This window comes from Archangium sp., from assembly GCF_036388035.1.
In the GTDB taxonomy this organism is placed as follows: domain Bacteria; phylum Myxococcota; class Myxococcia; order Myxococcales; family Myxococcaceae; genus Archangium.
On the sequence record NZ_DASVSO010000402.1, the window covers coordinates 1 to 4,213 of the forward strand.

6 protein-coding genes are annotated in these 4,213 nt (G+C 72.6%); 1 reads left to right on the plus strand and 5 read right to left on the minus strand.

What is annotated here, in order from left to right:
• From VF697_RS16295 to VF697_RS16315, 5 genes are all read right to left on the minus strand, one after another.
• On the minus strand, window positions 1-212 hold a 212-nt coding region (locus tag VF697_RS16295; RefSeq protein WP_331095984.1), incomplete at its 3' end, for an NAD-dependent epimerase/dehydratase family protein.
• Window positions 213-264: 52 nt separating this feature from the next.
• The gene (locus VF697_RS16300; protein ID WP_331095986.1) at window positions 265-1,374 is read right to left on the minus strand and encodes an AraC family transcriptional regulator; all 1,110 of its coding nucleotides are present in this window, start codon (window positions 1,372-1,374) and stop codon (window positions 265-267) included.
• A gap of 11 nt (window positions 1,375-1,385) precedes the next feature.
• Entirely contained in the window at window positions 1,386-1,928 is a 543-nt protein-coding gene (locus tag VF697_RS16305; protein ID WP_331095988.1) for a hypothetical protein, read from the minus strand.
• A complete protein-coding gene (locus VF697_RS16310) occupies window positions 1,925-2,488 on the minus strand; it encodes a sigma-70 family RNA polymerase sigma factor (RefSeq protein ID WP_331095989.1) in 564 nt (187 codons plus the stop codon). The genes VF697_RS16305 and VF697_RS16310 overlap by 4 nt, the downstream gene beginning before the upstream one ends.
• A gap of 170 nt (window positions 2,489-2,658) precedes the next feature.
• Entirely contained in the window at window positions 2,659-3,129 is a 471-nt protein-coding gene (locus VF697_RS16315) for a PaaI family thioesterase (protein WP_331095991.1), read from the minus strand.
• Between the two features lie 29 nt (window positions 3,130-3,158).
• Between VF697_RS16315 and VF697_RS16320 the strand changes: the two genes are divergently transcribed.
• A partial coding sequence (locus VF697_RS16320; protein ID WP_331095993.1) for a hypothetical protein occupies window positions 3,159-4,213 on the plus strand: 1,055 nt, incomplete at its 3' end.

Here is a 4,213-nt window from a genome sequence, read left to right on the forward strand (position 1 = left end):
AAGGCCTCGTCGACGGAGGGCAACGACTCCTCCCCGAGCCGGGCGAAGTCCACCGTGTGCTGGACGAGCTTCGGGTGCTGCTTGGGCAGTGGGCGTCGGCCCAGGGAGTGGACCTCCCGGTAGCGAGAGTCCTCGAGCAGCGCGTCGAGCAGGTGGCTGCCGATGAGCCCGCTCGCGCCGGCCACGACCGCGGTGCGCGTTTGCGTTTCCATGCGCGGGATGCTCAGCACATCCCACGCACGGGCGCCAGGGGGCGTGTCGGGGTTAGCGGGGCTGGGGGGTGGAGAGCCGATCCTTGGGGGCCACGCGAGGCGAGGCGACCATGTCCGCCGAGACCGTGCGGAAGCCGTTCTGCAGGAAGGAGAGCACCAGGGGCACCAGGGGCGGCTTCTTGCTGAGCGCCTCGCCACACACGTCGAGGAAGTCGCTCACGGTGAGGCCCTCCCCGGTCCGGTAGCGGATGCAGGTGCGGTCCTCGGGGCGCTCGTCCTCGCGCACCAGGTCCCGCGTGTAGATGCCCTGCTTCATGACGAGCTTGTGCGCGCCCAGCTCGATGTACACCGGCTCCGGGCCCACCTGTCCCTCGATGATGGTGGAGGGGCCGCCCGCCTTGACGGTGAGGCGCACCGGCTGCTTCCTGACGGTGCCCTGCACCGTGTTGCCGTCCACCACCGAGAGCGTGTTCTCGAGGTTGTCCTTCCACGAGCCGTCCGGTTGCAGCAGGGAGCGGTAGTGCTCGCCCTCCACCTGCGCCCGGTTGAACCAGACGCGGCCGATGCGTCCGGTGGGCCTGTCGGCGCGCGGCGCGGGCCTGTCGGCGATGAGGTTGGTGACGGGCACCGAGGCGTCCACCGTCTCGAAGCGCACCGCGCCGATCCACGCCTTGCCCGTGCCGCTGAGCATCAGCCCGGCCATGAGGGCCTTGGCCTCCTGCGGCACGTCCAGCACCACGTCGTAGCGCTTGCACGGCGTGGAGCCCACCAGCGCGCGCGACTGCATGTTGTCGAAGGCGAGCGGCTCCTTCGGGTCCTCCCCCTCCACCCGCATCCACAGGCCCGTCCAGCCCTGCACGTCCTCGGTGCGCACCATGGCGGAGAAGCGCAGCCGCTTGCCCCGGAAGGCCCCCGCGCCGAAGGCCTGCATGAAGGTGCCGTAGCCGCCGGGCATCGCCTGGCGCGAGCGCAGGAACGCGCTGCGGCTGCCCTCGCACGGGCTCTCGGTGTCCAGGCCCGCCTCGTAGAGCTGCGGCGCGCTCTCGGTGACGAACCACCCCTCGGGCAGGGCCTTCTTGCCGTCCGCCGCCGCCGCGGGCCACCCCACGGCGAGCGCCGCCACCCACAGGAGCGTCAGGCTGTGCTTCATCCGGTCGGTCATGGCGGAGCCTTTCACAGCGAAGCCGGCCCTTCGGCCAGGAGCGCGCCCGCCGGCAGGCCGGCGTAGCCCTCGTAGCGGGGGACCTCGCCCACCCCCTGGGGGTACTGCACCAACAGCCCGCGGGCCAGCGCCTCGGAAGCGCACGCTTCCTGGCTCGCCAGGTCCGGGCAGGCCACCATCCGCTCCGGCGTCTCCGGCAGGTTCACCGGCAGTGCCATCACCGGGAAGTCGTCGTCCAGGGCCTCCGGGGGGCTCACCGGCTGGGGACGGAGGAGGACGAGCGTCACCGCCGCCGCGGCCGCCATCATCACCCCGGTGGCGGCGGACACCCGGGGCCGGCTCCAGCGGGCCGGGCGGATGACCTGGGCCTCCACGGCGAGGGCGGCCTGGGCCACCTCGCGCACCTGCTCCTCCAGCAGGGCCTCGCGCTGGAGGATGAGGGCGCACGGGGGGCAGTCCACCGTGTGCGCCTCGAGGGCCGCCGCGGCCTGCGGTTCCATCGCCCCGAGGACGTACTGCTCGGCGTCGGCGGGGTGGATGTGCGGCTGGTTCATGGTGCTTCCTCCTCGAGGGCGCTCCGCAGCTTCTTGCGGACCTCGCACAAGATTTGTCGGACGCGCTGCACGGACAAGCCGACGCGCGCGGCCACCTCGGCGTGCGGCAGCTCCTGGCCGTCGCACGCCAGTTGAAAGACCCGCTGGGCGCTCGTCGAGCACTGCTTCAGGGCCGTCTGGGCCCGGGCGAGCTGCTCCTCGGACAACAACCGCCGCTCGGCGGAGACCGAGGGGTCCACCGGTTGGTGGGCCTCGGGGAGCTCCTCCACGCTGCCCGCCACGGACTCCCGGCGGGCCCGGCGCCCCTCGTCCGCCGCGAGGAACGCCGCCTGGGTGAGGGCGAGGTTGGGCAGGCGCAGCTCGGGCAGCAGCCCCTTCTGCTGCTGGTGGATGAGCCGCACCCACGTCTCCTGGGCAATCTCCTGGGCCCGATCCGCCCGGACCCCCCGGGCGAGCAGCGAGACCACCACGCGGTGATGGTAGCGGGAGATGAGGACCTCCCAGGCGGCACGCTCCCCGTTCAGGGCGCGCTGTGCGAGCTCGACCTCGTCCTCCCGCACGCTCCCCCCCGGTCGCGTGTTCTCCTCCCGCTGTCGCACCACGCTCCGCACTGGTTGCACCAAGGCCACACCCATCGTGCCTTCCCGAGAGTCCGAGGGCCCGCCAGGGTCTCGCTGCTCCCCGGTGCCAGGGAAACGTCCGGTGCCGGTGGACATATCGGAGGGGGGGCTCAGTTGATGGCGGGGCTCTGCCCCGAGGCCCACTTCATCTGGGACAGCTTGACCACCCCCTGGCAGCGGGCACACACCTGTCCCTGTGCGTCATACATCCGGGCGGAGGCGAAGAGGGTGGAGGAGCCGGCCGAGTCGATGGTGGCCTCGGCGCGCACGACGTCTCCCCGCACGGGCCGCTCGAAGCTCAGGGAGAGCTGCATGGTGGCGGCGCGACGGGTGGGGTCCTTCAGGGCGGGCGTGCAGCCGATGGCGTAGTCGAACATGGCGGCGATGACCCCCCCGTTGACGGCGGCGGTGCCCAGGCCTCCGCGGTGCTCGGTGCGCACCTCGGGGAGGGTGACGACGACCTTCTCGCCCCGGGGGAAGCTCAACTTCAAGCCGAACAAGCGCATCGTCTGGCTCTGGTTGAAGTGCTCGGCGTAGGTGTCGAGCTGCTCCTGGGTGGGGCGGGTCTCGGTGTCGGACATGGCGCGAGTCTACTGATACAACATCTCGTATGCGTCGACTGCCGCGCCTGTTCCTCGTGCTCCTGCTGGCCGTGTCGGGATGCCAGGGCTTCCGGGGCTGTGGCTCCTCCGAGCCCGCCCCCGTCGCGGCCGCCGCGGCGCCGGATGCCTCCACTCCGGGTGTGGCTCCTCCCCCACCCGAGGCGCGGTACGCGAGGAGCTGGCTGGTCATCCTCCACTCCTCGCCCACCCCGGGGCAGGGGGCCGAGGCCCTGGAGGCGCTGAAGAAGTCGGGGCTGCCCGCGGAGCCGGCCCGGCTGTCCTCCACCGCCTTCCGCAACCTGCGGCCGTGCCTGGAGGTGGTGGTGGCGAAGGCCTTCGCGGACAAGGCGGCGGCGGAGGGCTTCCGTCAGCGGCTGGCGGAGGCGGGGGTGGAGGGCTACGTGAAGAACGCCGGGCCGCTGGACTCCGAGCGGGAGCGCAAGGAGGCCACCTGTCGCGCCGAGGCCGAGGCCGCCGTCGCGCGCGTCGGGGCCCGGAAGCCCGAGGTGGAGCCGCGCTTCGTGGAGGTGCATGCCGGGCGCACCTTCATGCTGCTGGGGGAGGACGCCGGCAACGAGGGGCTCGAGCCCGTGGACGAGGGCCGGCGCCTGTGGAGGGCCCCGGCCGAGAAGGACCCCACCGGCCGTTTCACCGTGGGGGATGTCGTCGACCTCTATGGGGCGAACGGGCTGGTGCAGTCCGGGTGCGAGGTGGCGGGGTTCGCGTGGCTCAACCGGGGCGTGCCCCACTTCAGCTACGCCCAGCAGGAGCCGCTGCCCACGGAGCCGGGCTGTGGCCGGGCATGGGCCTTCGCGGAGCTGGACTGCGCGATGACGCCGAGCGACCTGGTGTTCGCCCTGCCCGCGGGCACGAAGGCGCCAGTGTTCTACGCACTCGGGGACGCGCCCTCCGACGAGGTGCGAGCCGCCCAGGAGCGCGCACTCCGGAGCTCGCCCCGGTTCGCCACGCTGCGCTCGGAGGGCTCCATCCGGGCCGAGGAGGTGCAGGAGAAGCTGGCCGAGGACGTGAAGACGGCGCGCTACTCCTCGGGCGAGCACGACGT